The sequence below is a fragment of the Shewanella sp. 1311 genome, from assembly GCF_059338235.1.
This window is the reverse complement of record NZ_CM181686.1, coordinates 1,300,981-1,322,172: the sequence shown is the minus strand read 5'-3', so window position 1 is coordinate 1,322,172 and position 21,192 is coordinate 1,300,981. Positions and strand designations below refer to the sequence as shown.

The following is a 21,192-nucleotide window of genomic DNA, read 5'->3' as shown; positions in this document are numbered from 1 at the left end:
ATACGTGGCAATAAAAATCGTGGTTATCGATGATGAGACCCAAATTCGCCGTATGTTGCGTATAGCCCTCACTAGTGAAGGCTATGACGTTACTGAAGCAGAAAATGGTCAGCAAGGACTTGCAGCTGTTGCTCGCCAGCAACCTGAATTAGTCATTTTGGATTTAGGCTTGCCGGATATGGAAGGCCATCAAGTGCTGCAAGAGTTGCGGGGGTGGTCCGACGTTGCTGTGATTGTATTGTCGGTTCGCAATCAAGATAGAGAAAAAGTGGCTGCATTAGATGCAGGCGCACAGGATTACGTGACCAAACCCTTTAGTGTTGAAGAGTTACTGGCTAGGGTGCGGGCGATTTTAAGGGATCATATCAAACCTGAAAAACTCCCTATATTAGATGACGGTAAATTACAGATTGATTTAAGTCGTCGGTTAGTAAAAGTTGATAACCAAGTTGTCGAACTCACACCGAAGGAATATGCAGTATTGTCTAAACTGGCCTCATCACCCAATTGTGTGGTTACTCAGACTCAATTGCTTAAGGAGATATGGGGGCCAGGTCATATAGAGGATACTCATTACTTGAGAATTGTGGTCAGCCACTTAAGGCAAAAGCTAGGCGACTCTCCCAGCGAGCCCAAATATGTACGAACTGAGCCTGGAGTTGGCTATCGTTTATATGTCGATCTATAAATAATTCCCGATAAACACATTATTCTTACTAACATAGAACTGCAAACAATTGTCTATTTTTTAACTGTCTCACCCATTTACCCATAGTGGACTTACCTACGTTCATCGCCTTTGCAGCTTCGATGATGTTATGGTTTTTATCGAGGACTAATTGGGCTGCTTCAAGTTTGAATTCAGCACTAAATGTTTTTCTGGTTGTCGATCTCATGTGTTCACCTAAAGTCATCTACGAGGCAATAATATCACCTCTATTTAGGTGGCCAAAATTAGTGTGCCACTATACTCTACTGATTCAGCTGGTTTCATAGATTTTCTTCTTTATCATCAACTGAATGTAAGACCTTTTCCCAAGATGTGCCTGTCTCAGTCGTTAAATTGTTAGGCGAATGACGGTCAATTTCTGGATCTGAAGTTGCTTGGTTAATGAGTGCTTTTACTGCACTTATGTGCTGTTTAGGAACGATCATCATTTCAAGATTTAATCCTTCCAAGACTCTTAGTAATGTCGATAAGCGAGTATCACTGCCACTTTCTATTCGTTGGTATTGTTGCTGTGACATACCAATGTTCAGCAGCATGTCTTTCTGACTTAGTGCCAATTTTTCTCGGTAGTGCTTGAGTTCTGCGGCTAATTCACTGAGGTGCTTCATGGTGTTGGCTCGGTTATCTTTTACTCATAAACATCATATTAGTTGTTATTCGCTGTTAATTACAACTAATACGATGTTATTTTATATAAATACAATCAATTTGTTGTTTATGTGTATGAATACAGCATATTCGTTGTATATGTGGCGTTGATGTTGTATTGGCTTTTGTCACAGATGAGGCGGTTGTCGTGGGCTACGTTATAGCCGCGCTGGAGAGTGTGTGATTAGGCCTGCTTTGCTGTGTATGAGAGACCGTTATTTAATATTGGCAATGTTATTTATTTGTTGTTTTAAGGCGGTAATATTTGTTTATAGTAAACCAATTTGATTTGCTTACACTTCAATGCGGCCTAGATAATCCCTAGATAGCCTCAAAAAGTTGGGAGCACTCAAACCCATGCAGCAGTAAGGCTACAGGCGAGTCGTTGCATCAACCCTAGAGGAGGATGCAACGACTCGCTTTTGTTGCTTTTGTGTTAACGCTTGAGGGGCGTAAAGGGTAGGGCAAAAGGTGAGTTTTTTGGCAGTTCTGGGTGAATTGATGGCGCCCAAATGGATCCTTCTATTCGGCTCACGGTTTCGGTCGTTGCCTCATCCTGCTTGGGTGCTATCCGCTCGCCGTTTTTGGTCATTAAAAGCAGGCAAAGTGGGATGATCTGCACACTGTTTCTGAGTGATTGAACGCGTTTTTAGGCTCATGCTGCCTTAGTTTGAATTGTTACTGATATGTTTCTATTCAATGGGTGTTGTTCAGTGTGTTGCACCAATATGGTTCAACCGTTTTTTGATGCGGCCTAGATAATCCCTAGATAGCCTCAAAAAGTTGGGAGCACTCTAGCCCAAGCAGCAGTAGGGCTACAGACGAGTCATTGCATCAACCCTAAGGAAGGATGCAATAGCGTGTGTTTGTTGCCTCAGTGTTAAATGTTGACGATAGGGTGAAGAGGGTAAAAGCCAAGGTTTTAAACGGTTTTAGACGGTTTTACGTGAACAGTAGCTGTCTAGGCCTAGGCTTACTTTAGCCGAGTGCCAGGCTCGTTCTCTTTACCTATATTAGTCATCCTGCATGTATGGGAATGGAGCGATGATCATGTGAAATTATGATGAATTTAGATTTTCAGATGGGCGGATTTTGTGTCTCGCCGATGCTCACGGTTTGATTGAAGCCGAACGCGACACCTTATGATGATGAGAATCACTCTCAACTCAGTGTAGATGCGAACTATTATCATCACGGGTCCTTCTGGCGCGGTTGATTGCGGGGGCAGCGACACGCAGTGCTTCACTACATATGAGGATTTTAGAGGGCTTGGTTGTTGTTTTATTAACGGGCTTTTATGGGGGCGTTCATAATTTTGAACGCTATATATAATGTTGATTTTATTTGCTTATTGTTCTTGTTTTCTCAGGAGTCCAAAAAATTGGTGTGCTCGGATATACCAACTTCGACAGATCGATTTTGTGATCCTTTGATCCTTTCTTAATTATTGATTTTAGTTCTGACAATGTATGTTTTTTTGAGGTTGTTGCTGATATGTGAGCGATGTATCGATTGCTGCATAGGGAATCAAACGGTTCTAAGTTATTATTGCTTGAATAAGGACGATAGCTTTGATTAGTTAAAGCTTTTCATTCCACATGGAGGTATTTATGGACGATCTTTCTCCCTCGGATTTAAAAACGATACTTCATTCTAAACGAGCTAATGTTTATTACCTCGAATACTGTCGAGTGATGCAGAAAGACGGTCGTGTGCTTTACTTAACCGAAGCAAAAAACGAAAACCAATATTTCAATATCCCCATCGCCAATACCACTGTCCTGTTATTAGGCAATGGCACGTCCATCACTCAAGCTGCCATGCGAATGCTGGCGCAGGCTGGAGTGTTAGTCGGATTTTGTGGTGGTGGCGGCACGCCACTTTATATGACCTGCGAAGTGGAATGGCTGACGCCCCAGAGTGAATACCGGCCCACTGAATATTTGCACGGTTGGATGCAATTTTGGTTCGATGATGAAAAACGATTACTCGCCGCGAAAACCTTCCAGCAAGCCCGCATCCAATTTATCGAGCAAGTTTGGCAGAGGGATCGCGAACTCAAAACGGAAGGCTTTATTTTTAAGGATCCGGCAATCCAAGCCGCGCTTGAGACTTTTCATGCCCGCACAAAGGTGGCAACCAAACAGTCCGACCTGCTATTGACCGAAGCCCAGTTAACCAAAGTGCTATACAAGTACGCCGCCAATAATACCCAACTCAAAGATTTTACCCGTCAACACCAAAGCACAGACATCGCTAATGACTTTTTAAACCACGGCAATTATTTAGCCTATGGACTTGCAGCTAGTTGCCTCTGGGTGTTGGGTATTCCACATGGTTTTGCCGTGATGCACGGGAAAACTCGCCGCGGAGCATTAGTGTTTGATGTCGCTGATCTCATCAAAGACGCCATAGTGTTGCCGTGGGCTTTTGTTTGCGCCAAAGAGAACGCCACTGAACAAGAATTTCGTCAGCAAGTATTGCAGGCATTTACCGATCATAAAGCATTAGATTTTATGTTTAATACGGTTAAAGCCGTTGCACTCCAAGACTACAGTGCTGAGCAAATTGCAGCCCAAGGCTTATAAGGTACAGCAGCTATGATGGTGACTTTTATCAGTCAGTGCGAGAAAAATGCCCTGAAAAAGACCCGCCGCGTGCTTGATGCTTTCGCCAATCGTATAGGTGATAACACTTGGCAAACTCTGATCACCGAAGATGGGCTATTAACTGTTAAAAAAATGCTGCGCCAAACCGCCAGTAAAAGCACCGCCGTGAGTTGCCACTGGATCCGCTCACGTTCAAGAACTCAGCTGTTGTGGGTGGTGGGTAACAGGTCGAAATTTAATGCCCAGGGCATAGTGCCGGTTAATAATACAGTGAAAGAGGTTTTTATGGATGTTGTAACAGACAAACCCAAGCAAGGTGTGTTGTATGCCAACACCCAACTACAGCCGCTGAGTGAGCATTTATTTGCGGTCGGCTTTGTAGCCGAGCTACTGCACCGTCAGTTATTTCCAGACAATACACAGTTTTCAATTGCGAATTTTATTGCAGGTTGTTTGCATGACTTAGGAAAAATTGACCCCAAGTTTCAGGAGTGGGTGACTAATCCCAAAAAGAGGGGCTTAATTGCCGAAGATGGACAACACATTGATGATGCTAAATTTAGCTTTGATAAACATCCAAGGCATAATGAAGTGTCACTGCTACTTTATCAATTGCTTGATAGTACAGAACTTAAATTACTAAACCCAAGTAATAAACGCTCAGTAAAGCATGCGGTGTACTGGCATCATGCTAAGCCATTTCGTAAAGAAAAGAATGGTTTTGATACCTATAAAGACATCAGCAAAAAGCTAGTGGCAAATCAAAAAGAGATAGGTCTATCTGATATTGTCGCTCAAGCTCAAACACTGCTTAGGCAGGTTATCGGAATCGATAAAAAGTATCGTGAGTTAACAAATAGTCTTCTTGAAAAAGCTTTCTTAGCTGAAGTTGAACGGGATCAAGAAGCTAATCTGCCTGATGCTCCTGCCTTACCCAGTTACAAAGAATATGAATTTGAAGAGTCGGTATCGGCCAATAGCACCAATGTTAAAGTCAATGCGCTAAACAACATTGTACGTGCTTGTTTGATCTCAGCTGATCGTACCGTATCGGCATTGAGTGCAGCAGAATTACACACTGCCATTTTTGAGCGGCAGTTAGATGAAATAGTTACCAAGCTATTTGAAGTGGAAACGACACTTAGTTCTGATATTGACACTTGCCTAAATGCTTTCTTTCCTACGAGTGAGCGCAGTCAAAAACAAAGGGATATTGCCAAGCAGCTGACCACCTCCGAAGATGTTGCTGTTCTGGCAGGGGCTGCTGGCTGTGGCAAAACCAAAATCGCATTGGAGTGGGCTAAATTGCAGGGTGCAAAACGGATTATTTGGGTTTGCCCTCGGGTACAAGTCTGCCAAGGTTTGTTTTACGAGCTGACGTCAGAGCAATACCTCCCCAATAGCACAATTGAAATTAATACAGGTGAATTTAAATTCCATAATCAATGGGATAACCCTATTCCTGATGATGAAAACTTTTCAGGCGATATAGTGATCACCACCATAGACCAAATTCTTGGCTCAGTGATCAGTCACACGAAAGCTAATACACTTATCGATTTTTTAAATGTGCATGTAGTGTTTGATGAGTTCCATGAATACGTCAACATGCCAGCTTTTAATTTGCTGTTTGCTGAACTCATAGCGGCAAAAAAAATGCAAAAAGATCAAGCTAAGACATTATTAGTGTCGGCAACACCTCATTATGTCTTTGTAGAAGATTTACTCGGTATTCACCCTGACGATATTAAAGTCATGCCATCATTTAACCCAAGCCAGTATCAACTCGATTTTAAAATCTTTGATGATACTAATCTAAGCAATATAAACCCGCTATTTGCACAACAGAGTGGCTGTACTTTTGTTATCAGTAACATGGCGCTGACGGCGCAAAACAGTTTTATTGTAAATCAGCACAACGAGAATGCGGTGTTATTACATTCCAAATTTATTAAAAGTGATAAACGTAAATGGTTTGGTGAAGTGTACGAGGCTTACAAGCGCGATGGTACTCGCAAATATGAAGTGCTACGCAGTGGTCCGATTGTACAAGCGTCGCTTAATATCAGTTGTGATTATATGGTGGCCGAAATCACCAGTGCTGAAGATTGTTTACAGCGTTTGGGTCGTTTAGATCGTTTTGGTGAAAATAGTCAGGTGAATACCTATACCTTAGCTGTGCCTGAAACAATCGCCAATGGCAAAGGTAAGGGGCCAGCAGCTGGCTTTCTATCAAAAATGTATACATTGAGTTCTGTTCGGGCTTGGTATCAGTTTTTACATAGTGAATTGGTAGACAATACCTTTACTTTGCCAGAGATTTATCAACTTTATTTCACCTTTCATCACACCGAGCGTAATCGGGGGGTTATTGCAAGTGACTTAGTGGCCGCCCTCAAAAATAGTGTGCAACAAATCAAAGCGAAAATTGTTGATCCCATTACTGCTTCACCAAAGAACAACAAAGATAAAAAACGCACCAAGATCAGCAAAGGATCACTGCGCGGTGATAATCGCTTTGTACAATTAGCTGTGGTGGATTTAAGTCAAGCTGAGCCGAAATATATTGAAGCCTACGCTTATTCGATTCCAGTGGATGATGATAGTAATATCGACAATCTCACATACGCCATCAAAGCTATTTGTGGTTATGATCAAAGCGATAAAGATTTACTATCCCACATGTTTAAAAAACATCACAACATTATGGGCGGCACGGGTAAGGCGTTCACTGATAAGATTTTACTCAACGAAGCGCGCGACCCAGAGTCACCGATTTATTTGAGTTATACCACTAATGATTTACTGCAAGTGGGTGGCGAAAGTGCTCGTCATCCTCATGCTATTTATTACGCCGTGTGCGACAAACAAGCCATCGGTGCTATGTCCATTAAACAAATTAATCAAACCACTGAAGATGAGGAATAAATCATGCAAAAAGTAACGGGAATTAAAAGTGTTGATTTTAAAATTAAAGCATTAGGTCATGGCGTAGTGAATTGGAATGGGCCTACAACCTTAACCGGTGATGATGGTAAAACGGTTGATAATCATACCTTGCCAAAATTGCGTGGTTACACAAACTTGACCGGTAAAGTGAAAGATGAAACGGGCTATAAATATAAAAAACAAGCAACTGACATTAATTTTAAAGAAACGCCACTGTATATAAGTCAAAATTGCATTCGCCATCATTTATTTCGTGAACAAGCATTCGATTTACATTATGCAAGTGACAAAAACCTCAAAAATGTCCTAGCTTCAATTACAGGGTTGATCCGTGGTTACGTAGTACCCTCAAGTCAATGCAAGCGCACCAGTCCACTATTGTTGGAAGATTTTGTTGATCAATTGGGTAACGGCAACTTTGAACAATATGGGCAAGCTGGCGCACGTGACAGCTCATCATTCTTTTCCAAAACCACTTTTGGAGATACAGAATACATTTCCTATGGCTCTATTAGTATTGAACAGTTGCAGTTTATATCGTTGGATAAGAAGTTTGATCGTGCTGCAATGGTTATCAAAGAAGGAGAGGGGGAGGTTATTGCCGCTGAACTACAGAATTATATTCAGTCACTTAACCCCAGCTTAAATCCACAAGCCATTTTTCATTCAAACTACGTCAGAAGAGGCACTATATTCGAAGAGGGAGAATGCGGCATTTTACTCAATGATGATGCAGTAAAAGCCTTGATTGCTGAAACATTAGAACGCTTAGCTAATTTGTCTATTCGCCAAGCTAAAGGTTATATGTACGTGGATGACATCACGGTGGATTACAACGACAGCCATAAAATGATGCGTATCAAGCGTGATGAGTCAGAAATCATCAATGAGCAGCATGCACCATTTGCACAGTATTTTTATGCAAAATAGGAGGTTGCATGAAAATAATCATAGAATATGACTCTTGCTGGCGTAATGCCTTTTTAGGTGGTTCAAATAATGAACCTGTACCGAAAAAAGGCCGCGAATTTTTAGGCTCAATGACGAGCTTAAAAAAAGAAGGCAATTTTAAGGTGTGTGAAAATACCTTAGATACCGTAATGGGAGTACTAAATCGTTTAATTGGCGACCAACGAAAGCTTTATCAGGCGCGCAGTAAAATGTACGAATCCGCTTATTACTTCGAAGCACTGGAAGATAAAGTCAGCTTTATAGATAAGCCGCAGTTGACCAATGAAATATCATTTATTCGTAATATGAATGGCAGTACGGATCAGAATGCATTTACTGGAATGATCAAAGTGTCTGATCCTGTTTTTACCTCTGAATATTCACAGCAATTTTGGGGCGTTTTGGATCTCGATTTCACTCAGCTCTGTGATTTTATTATTAAGCAATCACAAGTTGTAGGATCTATTGAGTTAAACCCGTTAAGTATTATCAATCGCTTGGAGAGCCTTAATCAGGAAAAAGCACAAGAAAATAGTGATGATTTAGCCCAAGTATTAAAGGTACTAAATGAATACTTTCCTGATATTGAATATTTAAATAATAAAGGTTTGATCACACCTATCAGCATTTATTGCTCGGCGCTTTACCTTCAGCTTGCCCGCTTAGAAACTAGCTTTAATATGACCACAGCTAAAACGAAAGCAGGGGGGATTAGTGGAATTTCCAAACGAGGTTTCACTAAAAAAGACTTCATGGACCGATATACAACGGGACCCAAAAAAACAATTTGGGGTAATCCTTTTATCAAAAAAGAAAAGATAAAAGGGCAAGGTGAAGTGACTTCCATGATGACCAAAGCCAGTGGTCAATTGGAAATTAGTATCGATGTGGATCGAGATAAAGCCCAAGAAATCAAAAGCTTGATTGAAAATGCTGGCGTATCAAGCTTTTACCTTGGGAAAAAAGGTCTGGCTTATGTATCAAACATTCGAATTTAGGAGGAATTATGAACTCATATATTGATATACGGCTTAAGCCAGATGCCGAAATGCGGGAGGCTGAGCTCAGTAGTAAAGTATTTACTAAATTTCACAAAGCGTTAGTGACGCTCAATAGCCATAAAATTGGTATTAGCTTTCCGCAAATGAAATTAAGCTTAGGGCAGTTATTTCGCATTCATGGTGATGCGAGTTTATTGCATGATTTACAAGGCCTGGATTGGTTAGGCCCTTTGGCAGGATATTGTCAGGTTACTGCTGTTTCTGCCGTGCCTGATGACGTGCAATATCGTATTGTTTCCGTTAAACGCAGTAATTTAAGTAAAGCAAAATTGAAGCGTTTAATTGCCAGAGGCAGCATAGATAAAGACGGAGAGAAACGGTACAAGGTAAAAATGCTCGGCCAAGGATTTGATAATCCATATCTTGATCTGTTTAGTAGTTCAACAGGGCAGGTATATCGTAAATTCTTTGAATTTAGCGACATTCAAGCTCACCCCCTTGATGGTGAGTTTGATAGTTATGGTCTTAGCAAAACCGCTACAGTACCTTGGTTTTAACCCTTTATTTTCGCTCTTTAAAAAATTATTTGTAAAACAATGGGTTATACCAGGTGGTTTTTCAATAGGTAAAAAAGTAAATTTTTACCTATCTGCCTGTTGTAACTTATTTTTTTGAAGATATTCTATTGTTCACCGCCGCACAGGCGGCTTAGAAAAATACCCTTTTCAGACATGCGAATGCCGATAAGTTCACCGCCGCACAGGCGGCTTAGAAAGTTAAATCCAATATTTCCGTAAACTCTCATAGGTTCACCGCCGCACAGGCGGCTTAGAAATCAAACAGTGACTTTGTTATCCCTTTAGTGACGTTCACCGCCGCACAGGCGGCTTAGAAAGTAGAGGAAAGATCTCAGATATCTACAAGACAGTTCACCGCCGCACAGGCGGCTTAGAAATTTCATCTAAAACAGGGTTCATTCGATAACCTGTTCACCGCCGCACAGGCGGCTTAGAAATTAATGGTGCAGAAAAGCATTGGAACGGAAACGTTCACCGCCGCACAGGCGGCTTAGAAATTGAAGTGTCAAGCGACGTACGGCTGGCGATCGTTCACCGCCGCACAGGCGGCTTAGAAAATCATTAGGACGGAATTTCACCGTAATTCGATGTTCACCGCCGCACAGGCGGCTTAGAAAATAATGGCGCTATACATCTGGTCTAACTGGTTGTTCACCGCCGCACAGGCGGCTTAGAAAGGCTGGCCCATACTCACAAAGGCATATTTAAGGTTCACCGCCGCACAGGCGGCTTAGAAATTTGTCGCAAATTTCTTGCGAACCCGCCGACCGTTCACCGCCGCACAGGCGGCTTAGAAATTCAGGGGTGATCTCATAGTTCAAGGTGAGCTGTTCACCGCCGCACAGGCGGCTTAGAAAATTTGCAGAAATTCAAAATTTAACAAGAAGTGGTTCACCGCCGCACAGGCGGCTTAGAAATAAACCCGTTTACCCACTTAGGCAAAGTTTTAGTTCACCGCCGCACAGGCGGCTTAGAAAATTAAGGCCGCAGGCGCGGCACATGGAAAGGAGTTCACCGCCGCACAGGCGGCTTAGAAATGTTACTGAAAAAGGTGAAGGCGAACTGACTAGTTCACCGCCGCACAGGCGGCTTAGAAATGCACTAATTACAACGGCGAGTGTGTAATCTAGTTCACCGCCGCACAGGCGGCTTAGAAATTGATTGGTAGTTCACTGTGCTTAGGGCGATAGTTCACCGCCGCACAGGCGGCTTAGAAATGTTAAGCAAGAAGAAACCAAGGATTAAGCATGTTCACCGCCGCACAGGCGGCTTAGAAATTGAATCTGGAAAGCTATACGATGTGTCGATTGTTCACCGCCGCACAGGCGGCTTAGAAACCCTTGTTCCACCAAGAAAAACATAAGCAGCAGTTCACCGCCGCACAGGCGGCTTAGAAAATTGATAAGTATGGGGTAGATAACGTTGATATGTTCACCGCCGCACAGGCGGCTTAGAAATTAGTCGATTGCATTTTACGCAATTACCGTTAGTTCACCGCCGCACAGGCGGCTTAGAAAGTGTTCGATTGTCAACACCGCTACCAAATTAAGTTCACCGCCGCACAGGCGGCTTAGAAATCTGCTTTACCTGCCTCTGCAGAGGTACGCTTGTTCACCGCCGCACAGGCGGCTTAGAAATCCGAAAGAGGGTGACACTTCATTCGATATTAGTTCACCGCCGCACAGGCGGCTTAGAAATTAATCAGTTAATTTGATAACTCAATATGCAAGTTCACCGCCGCGCAGGCGGCTTAGAAAAGAAGACAACAAACTACGTATCTATTGCAACAGTTCACCGCCGCACAGGCGGCTTAGAAATAATAGAATAAGTACTTGATGCAGCATGAAATGTTCACCGCCGCACAGGCGGCTTAGAAATGTATCCGAGGGCTTGCTGATCTCTGCTACTGGTTCACCGCCGCACAGGCGGCTTAGAAATCAAATCACAGGCAAGCACTCCACTGAAACGTGTTCACCGCCGCACAGGCGGCTTAGAAATATAGGTCCTAAATCGAACCGTTCAAATGAGAGTTCACCGCCGCACAGGCGGCTTAGAAATGAGGAGAATTTGCACTGTGCGATACGCAACAGTTCACCGCCGCACAGGCGGCTTAGAAATTTAAGCCCCGAAAGCTCCGCACCGCTGGCTGGTTCACCGCCGCACAGGCGGCTTAGAAATGACAATCCCATGGCTAATAACGACTGCTTGAGTTCACCGCCGCACAGGCGGCTTAGAAACTGAGCACCTACGCCCTTGACCACGCCGTCGAGTTCACCGCCGCACAGGCGGCTTAGAAATGGCCTACCGATTGCAGGCGGGCTATTAGACAGTTCACCGCCGCACAGGCGGCTTAGAAATTATCTGTCGCAGGGCCAGGAGGCAAAAACTTGTTCACCGCCGCACAGGCGGCTTAGAAATATTGGAGAAAGAAGCCAATGCCTGAAGTTGAGTTCACCGCCGCACAGGCGGCTTAGAAATTGGGTTATTATGTGACCTAATCACAATGAGAGTTCACCGCCGCACAGGCGGCTTAGAAATGATGATGTGGACACAGAGCAAGAAGATCACGGTTCACCGCCGCACAGGCGGCTTAGAAATTAACTTGATCAAGGCGCTTATTCATGTACTGGTTCACCGCCGCACAGGCGGCTTAGAAATTTATAACGACTCAAAAACTTAGCGTTTCCTTGTTCACCGCCGCACAGGCGGCTTAGAAACAGATAATCTGCCAGCGCTTTTTGCTGGTCTGTGTTCACCGCCGCACAGGCGGCTTAGAAAGCTACAGTCGGGCGGTATGCTTGATATGCCGAGTTCACCGCCGCACAGGCGGCTTAGAAATGTTAATTAAGGTTTGGATTGACTCAGCTAACGTTCACCGCCGCACAGGCGGCTTAGAAATTTTACTTTCGAATGGGTAATTTCTGAGTTCAGTTCACCGCCGCACAGGCGGCTTAGAAAACGCTCGCCAAGTTCAATAAAGCGATATGTATGTTCACCGCCGCACAGGCGGCTTAGAAATTGGTATCATGTCCACTGCATCGATACTTACTGTTCACCGCCGCACAGGCGGCTTAGAAACTTAAGCATGCTTATCTAGTGCCCCGTAAAAAGTTCACCGCCGCACAGGCGGCTTAGAAATGTGCTGTTAAATCCAACGCGGCCGCGCAATAGTTCACCGCCGCACAGGCGGCTTAGAAATAAAGAAGCATTTACAGTTCCAATGCTGAGAGGTTCACCGCCGCACAGGCGGCTTAGAAATATATTTACCGGTGATAGCTCTTTCTTGTCGAGTTCACCGCCGCACAGGCGGCTTAGAAATATCAGGATTGGTTGCATTAGTTGTTCATCAAGTTCACCGCCGCACAGGCGGCTTAGAAATTTAAGTTCTGCAAGTGTCGCGCTGGTTTTTTGTTCACCGCCGCACAGGCGGCTTAGAAAACTAAGCGCGTTCGCTTCAAATGGCGATGATTGTTCACCGCCGCACAGGCGGCTTAGAAATTTTTCGCTTTGGAGACAGAGCATTTGAAACAGTTCACCGCCGCACAGGCGGCTTAGAAAATTTTAGTGTTCGAGTGGTTCATAAATGACTTGTTCACCGCCGCACAGGCGGCTTAGAAAGTGATAGGTTTTTTTAATATAGTGTTCGTCGTGTTCACCGCCGCACAGGCGGCTTAGAAAGGTAGTGTCACTGTAGTAAACAAAGTCACCGAGTTCACCGCCGCACAGGCGGCTTAGAAATGAGACATTAAACGAGTATTACGCAGATGTGAGTTCACCGCCGCACAGGCGGCTTAGAAATAACGTTGAAAACTTCTATCTCGAAATCAACGGTTCACCGCCGCACAGGCGGCTTAGAAATTGGACGCCAAAAACTTTTTGATTGCAATTCAGTTCACCGCCGCACAGGCGGCTTAGAAAATGTACTCAGTTGCACACGCTGGACGTGAGCGGTTCACCGCCGCACAGGCGGCTTAGAAAATTTGGCCAGTGTCGAGTCAGCTCGCATGGGTGTTCACCGCCGCACAGGCGGCTTAGAAAATTGATTACATTATAAAGCGCCAGAGAACTTGGTTCACCGCCGCACAGGCGGCTTAGAAAATTAACACTGGGCTTTTTATTTGTCATTCTCAGTTCACCGCCGCACAGGCGGCTTAGAAAATCTTCATACCTATCACTGATTAGTGGTTGCAGTTCACCGCCGCACAGGCGGCTTAGAAAGTATAGTATTGAAGTAAGACCCGTACTGCTGTGTTCACCGCCGCACAGGCGGCTTAGAAATGTTACCTGCAAAACGCTTTATGACGATGGACGTTCACCGCCGCACAGGCGGCTTAGAAAGCTAACATTCGGGAAGTTTGTAGGTACAGGGAGTTCACCGCCGCACAGGCGGCTTAGAAACACTCCAACACATGGTACCATCATAAACCAATGTTCACCGCCGCACAGGCGGCTTAGAAAAGTGCAGTCGTTAACGGATTGCGTTGACTGAAGTTCACCGCCGCACAGGCGGCTTAGAAAAGTTAGGGAACAGGTATGCAGTCACTACCGAAGTTCACCGCCGCACAGGCGGCTTAGAAAGCTATAGCGCTGGTCTGTGATTCCAAAGTGGTGTTCACCGCCGCACAGGCGGCTTAGAAATATCAAGGTCAGCAGTTTGCTAGCGGTGTCTCGTTCACCGCCGCACAGGCGGCTTAGAAATGTTAATAGCACTCTGTAGGTGCATTGTCATGGTTCACCGCCGCACAGGCGGCTTAGAAATGTTAATAGCACTCTGTAGGTGCATTGTCATGGTTCACCGCCGCACAGGCGGCTTAGAAATTTCCTCAACGCTGGCAGTATGTGAAACCATAGTTCACCGCCGCACAGGCGGCTTAGAAATTGGTTTCAGCGTCGCCCTAGGACGCACGAACAGTTCACCGCCGCACAGGCGGCTTAGAAATTGAAAACTTAAAGACTCGTATCGCTGAAAAAGTTCACCGCCGCACAGGCGGCTTAGAAAACGTATTAGCAAACTTTCTGGCGTATCTGTCAGTTCACCGCCGCACAGGCGGCTTAGAAATAAATTGTAATGCCACAGCGTTTAACCACGTAGTTCACCGCCGCACAGGCGGCTTAGAAAGATGTTACCACCACTGTAAACGCGATGATGAAGTTCACCGCCGCACAGGCGGCTTAGAAATCCGGCAGTTCTTCCACTTCGCCAGTTCGCCGGTTCACCGCCGCACAGGCGGCTTAGAAATTAAGCCAAGTTTTGAACGGTTTATACAAAGCGTTCACCGCCGCACAGGCGGCTTAGAAAAGCGTTCAACAACATCAAAACAGTCCGACTTAGTTCACCGCCGCACAGGCGGCTTAGAAAACTGAAAGATTGACACGCTGTTTTATAGTTGAGTTCACCGCCGCACAGGCGGCTTAGAAAAACTACAGCAAGTCACCGCATTTTTACTCGCGGTTCACCGCCGCACAGGCGGCTTAGAAAGTGCTTAGATACCCGTACCGCTTCAGCTTGCAGTTCACCGCCGCACAGGCGGCTTAGAAAAAATGTCTCGGTGATGGAGGACAGAAATTCACGTTCACCGCCGCACAGGCGGCTTAGAAATATCTGAAAAAGAAGCGCGAATGCGTCAAACGGTTCACCGCCGCACAGGCGGCTTAGAAACCGATATAAACGTCCTCTGGCGCGTCAGGCCAGTTCACCGCCGCACAGGCGGCTTAGAAATATTCGGCAGGAACTAGCAGATAATTTATACGGTTCACCGCCGCACAGGCGGCTTAGAAACAAAAGGCATACTAGTTAGCCACTCTGGTCAAGTTCACCGCCGCACAGGCGGCTTAGAAATTATTGGTCACAAAAACACGCAATTGCGTTTTTTCACCGCCGCACAGGCGGCTTAGAAAAGTGGAAATGCTTATCTGAGCGGGTGATCGCCGTTCACCGCCGCACAGGCGGCTTAGAAAAGTTCTTCACTGGCCTCGTCATCGATAGACCAGTTCACCGCCGCACAGGCGGCTTAGAAATCGTTAAAATCTTCAAACGGATCGAACGCTTCGTTCACCGCCGCACAGGCAGCTCAGAGATTCATCAGTATGCGATTGTTCAATGCCATACAGGCTGTTCATAAAATCTATGACAAGCTGATTTTTGAGCGCGATTTTAACTGAATGATTCTGCTATACTCCGCGCCAAGATATCAAATGACAAATCATTATTTTAGTTTTGTGTACAAACGTGTGTACAAACTGATTGAACAACGAGTAAGACTTAATAAATATGTCTATAGAAATCAATAAGCGACGCACTTTTGCTATTATATCGCACCCCGACGCGGGTAAAACAACCATTACCGAAAAAGTGCTGTTATTCGGAAACGCTTTGCAAAAAGCGGGAACGGTTAAAGGCAAAAAATCGGGTCAGCATGCTAAGTCTGACTGGATGGAAATGGAGAAGGACCGTGGTATTTCGATTACTACGTCTGTGATGCAGTTTCCCTATGGTGGCGCCCTCGTTAACCTACTCGACACGCCTGGTCACGAAGACTTCTCTGAAGATACCTATCGTACACTGACCGCTGTTGACTCTTGTCTGATGGTCATCGACTCTGCTAAAGGTGTTGAAGAGCGTACTATTAAGTTGATGGAAGTGACACGTCTGCGCGATACGCCGATCGTGACTTTTATGAACAAACTCGACCGTGATATCCGCGATCCTATCGATCTGATGGATGAAGTCGAAAGCGTGCTGAATATTGCCTGTGCACCTATTACTTGGCCTATTGGCAGCGGTAAAGAGTTCAAAGGTATTTACCATATTCTGCGTGATGAAGTGGTCTTGTATCAAGGCGGTATGGGACACACTATTCAAGAGCGTCGTGTAATTAAAGGCATTAATAATCCTGATCTTGAGAAAGCGATTGGCAGTTACGCTGCTGATTTGCGCGATGAGATGGAATTAGTGCGCGGCGCGTCGCATGAATTTGACCATGCAGCTTTCTTGAAAGGCGAGTTGACGCCAGTGTTCTTCGGTACAGCGTTAGGTAACTTTGGTGTGGACCATATTCTTGACGGCATCGTCGAGTGGGCGCCTAAGCCATTACCGCGCGAAAGCGATACACGCGTTATCATGCCTGATGAAGAAAAATTCACCGGTTTCGTGTTCAAGATCCAAGCAAACATGGATCCCAAACACCGTGACCGTGTCGCCTTTATGCGTGTGTGTTCAGGCCGTTACGAGCAAGGCATGAAAATGCACCATGTGCGTATTGGTAAAGATGTTAACGTTAGCGATGCATTGACCTTTATGGCGGGCGATCGTGAGCGTGCCGAGGAAGCTTACCCTGGTGATATCATTGGTTTACATAACCATGGCACTATCCGTATTGGCGATACTTTTACCCAAGGCGAAAAATTCCGTTTCACTGGTGTCCCTAACTTCGCCCCTGAAATGTTCCGCCGTATTCGTCTGCGCGATCCGCTTAAGCAAAAGCAGCTGTTAAAAGGCTTAGTACAGTTGTCTGAAGAAGGCGCTGTGCAAGTATTCCGCCCAATCGATACTAACGATTTAATTGTTGGCGCCGTGGGTGTGCTGCAGTTTGAAGTGGTTGTTGGTCGTCTTAAGAGCGAATATAACGTTGAAGCCATTTACGAAGGTATTAGTGTTTCGACCGCTCGCTGGGTTTATTGTAAGGATGAGCGTAAGCTTGAAGAGTTCCGCCGCAAGTGTAGCCAAAACTTAGCACTCGATGGTGGTGACAACTTAACCTATATTGCGCCAACTATGGTCAACCTGAATCTTTCGATGGAAAGGTATCCTGATATTGAGTTTGCAAAAACTCGCGAGCACTAATTAGGTTCGGTTTAGAATAGTTGTTGAAATGGCGGTGAATTCACCGCCATTTTTGTATCTAATGAAATCTAAAAACGGTTCTGGATGTGAATGATGGCGAATTGGATCACAAAAACATGGCAGGCTTATATTCAGTGGTGCGACCGTATGGGGCTGACACCTGAAAATCGTCGTTGTTGTATGCCACGCCTTGAAGATCCGCCATTAGCGGTAAAATGCGCTAAAGCGTCTACGGCTGACGAAACTGCATTGCCGCCCGAAGCGCATGCAAACGGCAAATCAACCGTAGAGTGAGGTATTTGCAGTGATTGATACCCACGCACATCTAGATTTTGCCGAGTTTGATCTTGACCGCGATGCTGTGGTGCAGCGAATGCGCAGTGTTGGGGTTAATAATCTGATTATTCCTGGCGTGTCCCCCCAACACTGGCACAAACAGCTCGCTGTTGCCGAACAATATCAAACCTATTTTGCCCTTGGCATCCATCCTTGGTTTTGCCCAGAGGATGTTGATGCAGCGATCTTAGCATTAACATCTAAAGTTGCCGCGTTGCTCGAATGTCCTCGTTTTGTTGCTATTGGTGAATGTGGCTTAGATAAGCTTTATTCCTCAACATGGCCACAGCAGTTAGCGTTTTTTGAGGCGCAACTGACGTTAGCTAAATCCGTTAATCTGCCGGTGATTATTCATAGTGTGAAGGCACATCCCGAGGTTTTGGCCTGTTTAAAAAAGTATCAATTGCCTAGAGGCGGTGTGATACATGCTTTTTCTGGCAGTGTTGAGATTGCACAGGAATATATCAAGTTAGGTTTTAAGCTGGGAATTGGTGGTTTGATTATGAATCCCAATGCCAAAAAATTACTCAAAACTGTCACCGAACTTCCGCTCGAACACCTCATACTTGAGACTGATTCCCCGGCGATGACGCCGATAAATGTTGCAGAAAAACGTAACCAACCCGCTAACCTTGTTCTTTTTATAGACAAAATCGCCGCTTTGCAAAAAAAATCAAGTGTTCTAATATCAGAACACTTGATGTCGAATGCAGTGCAACTGTTTGACCTTTAGCTGTTTTTAAATAAACAGGTGTAGGTCGCACTAGCATTCTCCACTAAGCGATTGAAATTAAACTCCAAAAATATGATCAAAACGACGATTTTCGACTTGGGCTCGGGTATAATCTGACTCGGAAATAGGTTGATTAACAACATAATTAAAAAGTGTTAACAATAGGGTGATGGTTAATGAATATATTGATGAGTTTAGTAGGGGTGGTCACCCTACTTGCGATAGGTTTTCTCCTATCGAATAACAAAAAAGCAATTAATTTACGTACAGTGGGTGGCGCTTTAGCTATCCAGGCCGCTTTCGGTGGTTTTGTACTGTACGTTCCTGTTGGTAAAGACATTCTGAAAGGTATGTCTGATGCAGTTTCTAGCGTTATTGGTTACGCACAAAACGGTATCGGTTTCCTGTTCGGTGATTTAGCTAACTTTAAACTTGGCTTCATCTTCGCAGTTAACGTGTTACCCGTTATTGTGTTCTTCTCTTCATTGATTGCTGTGCTTTATTACTTAGGCATCATGCAGTGGGTTATCCGTATTATCGGTGGCGCGCTACAAAAAGCATTAGGTACAAGCCGTACAGAATCAATGTCAGCAACAGCTAACATCTTCGTGGGTCAAACTGAAGCGCCATTAGTGGTTCGTCCATTCATTCCAACTATGACGCAGTCTGAACTGTTTGCGATCATGGTGGGTGGTTTGGCGTCAATTGCGGGTTCAGTTTTGGCTGGTTACGCGCAGATGGGTGTACCTATCGAGTACTTAGTTGCCGCATCATTCATGGCAGCACCAGGTGGTCTATTAATGGCTAAACTGATGCACCCTGAAACTGAAGTTGCTAAGAATGACATGAGCGATTTGCCAGAAGATCCTGACAAACCAGCTAACGTGTTAGATGCAGCTGCAGCAGGTGCTTCATCTGGTATGCACTTAGCACTAAACGTAGGTGCTATGCTGTTAGCCTTCGTTGGTTTGATCGCTATGATCAACGGTATCATTGGTGGTATCGGTGGTTGGGTAGGCATGCCTCAGTTAACACTTGAGCTGATCCTTGGCTATGTGTTCATGCCGTTAGCATTCCTTATCGGTGTGCCTTGGAATGAAGCATTAGTAGCTGGTTCTTTCATCGGTCAAAAGATCGTAGTTAACGAGTTTGTTGCTTACTTAAACTTTGCTCCATACCTGAAAGACATCGCTGATGGCGGTATGGTAGTAGCTGAAACGGGTCTAGCAATGACTGACAGAACCAAAGCGATTATCTCCTTTGCTCTGTGTGGTTTCGCTAACTTGTCTTCAATCGCGATTCTGCTTGGTGGTTTAGGTGCTATGGCTCCTACTCGTCGCCATGACTTAGCTACAATGGGTATTCGTGCGGTTATCGCCGGCTCTTTAGCTAACTTAATGAGTGCGACACTTGCTGGTCTGTTCTTAGCTATGTAAGTTATTGAGCGGCAGTCGGGGGAAACCCCACTAACTGGGTCCTGACCATGCAGGGCGGGACCTAAGTTAATTCAACCATTTTCCAGTAGTGATTCCTGTAGTGAATAGTTTCTCCAATTTAAAAACACAGAATGCAACTGAGATGTAGCTGTCATTCTGTCTTAAATGTTGTAGTTCCACGGTTAAGTTAATTAATCGTAATGCAGAAGTCGCGACTTTGTTCACAATTAAGAATTTTGTGTTTGTGATTTTACGCTAGATTATTGAGATTTTTTTTAATCTAGGTAGAATGCGAGCGCCACAAAAAGAACGCTACCCTCGATGGTAGTAAACAAGATAAATGGGGTTGATGATGAAAAACGTTAAAACTTTAGCTTTAGCTGCTACAGCAGTAGCTGCAATCTCTGGCAACGCATTTGCCGCTGATCGTACAGACCTTCACGGTAGCGATTATAAATGGTACCAATTCAATTATATGTATGCTTTGAAGGAAAAACCACGTTCGCCAGATGCTCATTCAGGTCATGATTACCTAGAAATGGAGTTTGGCGGTCGTTCAGGTATTTTTGATCTTTATGGTTATGTAGATCTATTTAACCCAACAGAAAGAGACTCAAGCGATAAATCAAACTCTGATAAAATGTTCATGAAATTTGCTCCTCGTGTATCAATTGATGCATTGACTGGCAAAGATTTATCTTTTGGTCCTGTAAAGGAAGTTTACTTCTCTACTCTATTTAACTGGGGTGGTGGACATGGTGACTTTAATCCTAATGCTTCTTTCTGGGGTGTTGGTGCTGATGTTGAAATCCCTTGGTTAGGCAAAACAGGTATGAACCTGTACGGTCTTTATGATTTGAATAAAAAAGATTGGAATGGTTATCAATTCTCTGCTAACTGGTTCAAACCTTTCTACTTCTTCGATAACAAGAGCTTCCTATCTTTCCAAGGTTATGTTGATTATCAATTTGGCGCAGATAAAGAGTACCATGGTGGAGAGCAAGCAACTAATGGCGGTGCAACATTCTTAGGCCTATATTGGCACTCAGATCGCTATGCTCTTGGTTATGGTTTAAAAGCATATAAAGAAGTCTATTTAATTCCAGATACTGATGGTTTTGAGTCTAGTGGTATCAGTCACTATTTCTCAGCTACTTACAAGTTCTAATCTCTTGTAATACTAGTTGCTTGTTGGAGCCGCATTATGCGGCTCCATCTTTGTTTTACCATGAGTCTTTATCTAAGCCTATTAGGCTAACAAGTGGGTTTATATAAAGGTTTGTGTTTTTCTCGCGCTAAAATGGATTTTTCGCGGAAAAGTAGGAGCAAGATTTTATTCGTATCCTCTCTTCCGGTCTTCAAGGATTCAAGTCGTGGT

Annotated in this window: 12 protein-coding genes, 1 pseudogene and 1 CRISPR repeat array; of the genes and pseudogenes, 11 read left to right on the top strand and 2 right to left on the bottom strand. The window is 44.4% G+C overall.

Features of this window, described 5'->3' with window-relative positions; all coding sequences use genetic code 11:
• Window positions 1–4: 4 nt before the first annotated feature.
• Window positions 5–688 carry a response regulator gene (locus AC5YB3_RS05910; protein ID WP_169459003.1) on the top strand — a complete coding sequence of 228 codons (684 nt, stop codon included), beginning with the start codon at window positions 5–7 and terminating at the stop codon, window positions 686–688.
• Window positions 689–746: 58 nt separating this feature from the next.
• On the opposite strand, the pseudogene AC5YB3_RS05905 reads toward AC5YB3_RS05910, so the two are convergent.
• Window positions 747–896 (bottom strand): annotated as a pseudogene (locus AC5YB3_RS05905) (transposase); the annotation flags it as partial.
• A gap of 94 nt (window positions 897–990) precedes the next feature.
• Entirely contained in the window at window positions 991–1,338 is a 348-nt protein-coding gene (locus tag AC5YB3_RS05900; protein ID WP_494526743.1) for a helix-turn-helix domain-containing protein, read from the bottom strand.
• A gap of 1,650 nt (window positions 1,339–2,988) precedes the next feature.
• Here AC5YB3_RS05900 and cas1f point away from each other — a divergent pair.
• The 10 genes from cas1f to AC5YB3_RS05850 all read left to right on the top strand — a co-directional run bounded on the left by cas1f (window position 2,989) and on the right by AC5YB3_RS05850 (window position 20,982).
• A complete protein-coding gene (gene cas1f, locus AC5YB3_RS05895) occupies window positions 2,989–3,966 on the top strand; it encodes a type I-F CRISPR-associated endonuclease Cas1f (protein ID WP_494526742.1) in 978 nt (325 codons plus the stop codon).
• 12 nt (window positions 3,967–3,978) lie between these two features.
• Entirely contained in the window at window positions 3,979–6,915 is a 2,937-nt protein-coding gene (locus AC5YB3_RS05890) for a CRISPR-associated endonuclease Cas3'' (RefSeq protein ID WP_494526741.1), read from the top strand.
• Window positions 6,916–6,918: 3 nt separating this feature from the next.
• Entirely contained in the window at window positions 6,919–7,866 is a 948-nt protein-coding gene (cas7fv, locus tag AC5YB3_RS05885) for a type I-Fv CRISPR-associated protein Cas7fv (RefSeq protein WP_494526740.1), read from the top strand.
• 8 nt (window positions 7,867–7,874) lie between these two features.
• Entirely contained in the window at window positions 7,875–8,885 is a 1,011-nt protein-coding gene (gene cas5fv / locus AC5YB3_RS05880) for a type I-Fv CRISPR-associated protein Cas5fv (RefSeq protein ID WP_494526739.1), read from the top strand.
• 8 nt (window positions 8,886–8,893) lie between these two features.
• Entirely contained in the window at window positions 8,894–9,445 is a 552-nt protein-coding gene (gene cas6f, locus AC5YB3_RS05875) for a type I-F CRISPR-associated endoribonuclease Cas6/Csy4 (protein ID WP_494526738.1), read from the top strand.
• 130 nt (window positions 9,446–9,575) lie between these two features.
• Window positions 9,576–15,544: a CRISPR direct-repeat array (repeat unit 28 nt; unit sequence GTTCACCGCCGCACAGGCGGCTTAGAAA).
• A gap of 193 nt (window positions 15,545–15,737) precedes the next feature.
• Window positions 15,738–17,309 carry a peptide chain release factor 3 gene (gene prfC / locus AC5YB3_RS05870; RefSeq protein ID WP_012089881.1) on the top strand — a complete coding sequence of 524 codons (1,572 nt, stop codon included), beginning with the start codon at window positions 15,738–15,740 and terminating at the stop codon, window positions 17,307–17,309.
• A 90-nt stretch (window positions 17,310–17,399) separates the two neighbouring features.
• Window positions 17,400–17,603, top strand: a complete 204-nt coding sequence (locus tag AC5YB3_RS05865) for a DUF5363 family protein (protein WP_494526737.1) — start codon at window positions 17,400–17,402, stop codon at window positions 17,601–17,603.
• A gap of 10 nt (window positions 17,604–17,613) precedes the next feature.
• Window positions 17,614–18,378, top strand: a complete 765-nt coding sequence (locus tag AC5YB3_RS05860; protein ID WP_012089879.1) for a TatD family hydrolase — start codon at window positions 17,614–17,616, stop codon at window positions 18,376–18,378.
• Window positions 18,379–18,554: 176 nt separating this feature from the next.
• A complete protein-coding gene (locus tag AC5YB3_RS05855) occupies window positions 18,555–19,814 on the top strand; it encodes a NupC/NupG family nucleoside CNT transporter (protein ID WP_006086933.1) in 1,260 nt (419 codons plus the stop codon).
• Window positions 19,815–20,166: 352 nt separating this feature from the next.
• The gene (locus AC5YB3_RS05850) at window positions 20,167–20,982 is read left to right on the top strand and encodes a nucleoside-specific channel-forming Tsx family protein (RefSeq protein ID WP_220775709.1); all 816 of its coding nucleotides are present in this window, start codon (window positions 20,167–20,169) and stop codon (window positions 20,980–20,982) included.
• Window positions 20,983–21,192: the final 210 nt, after the last annotated feature.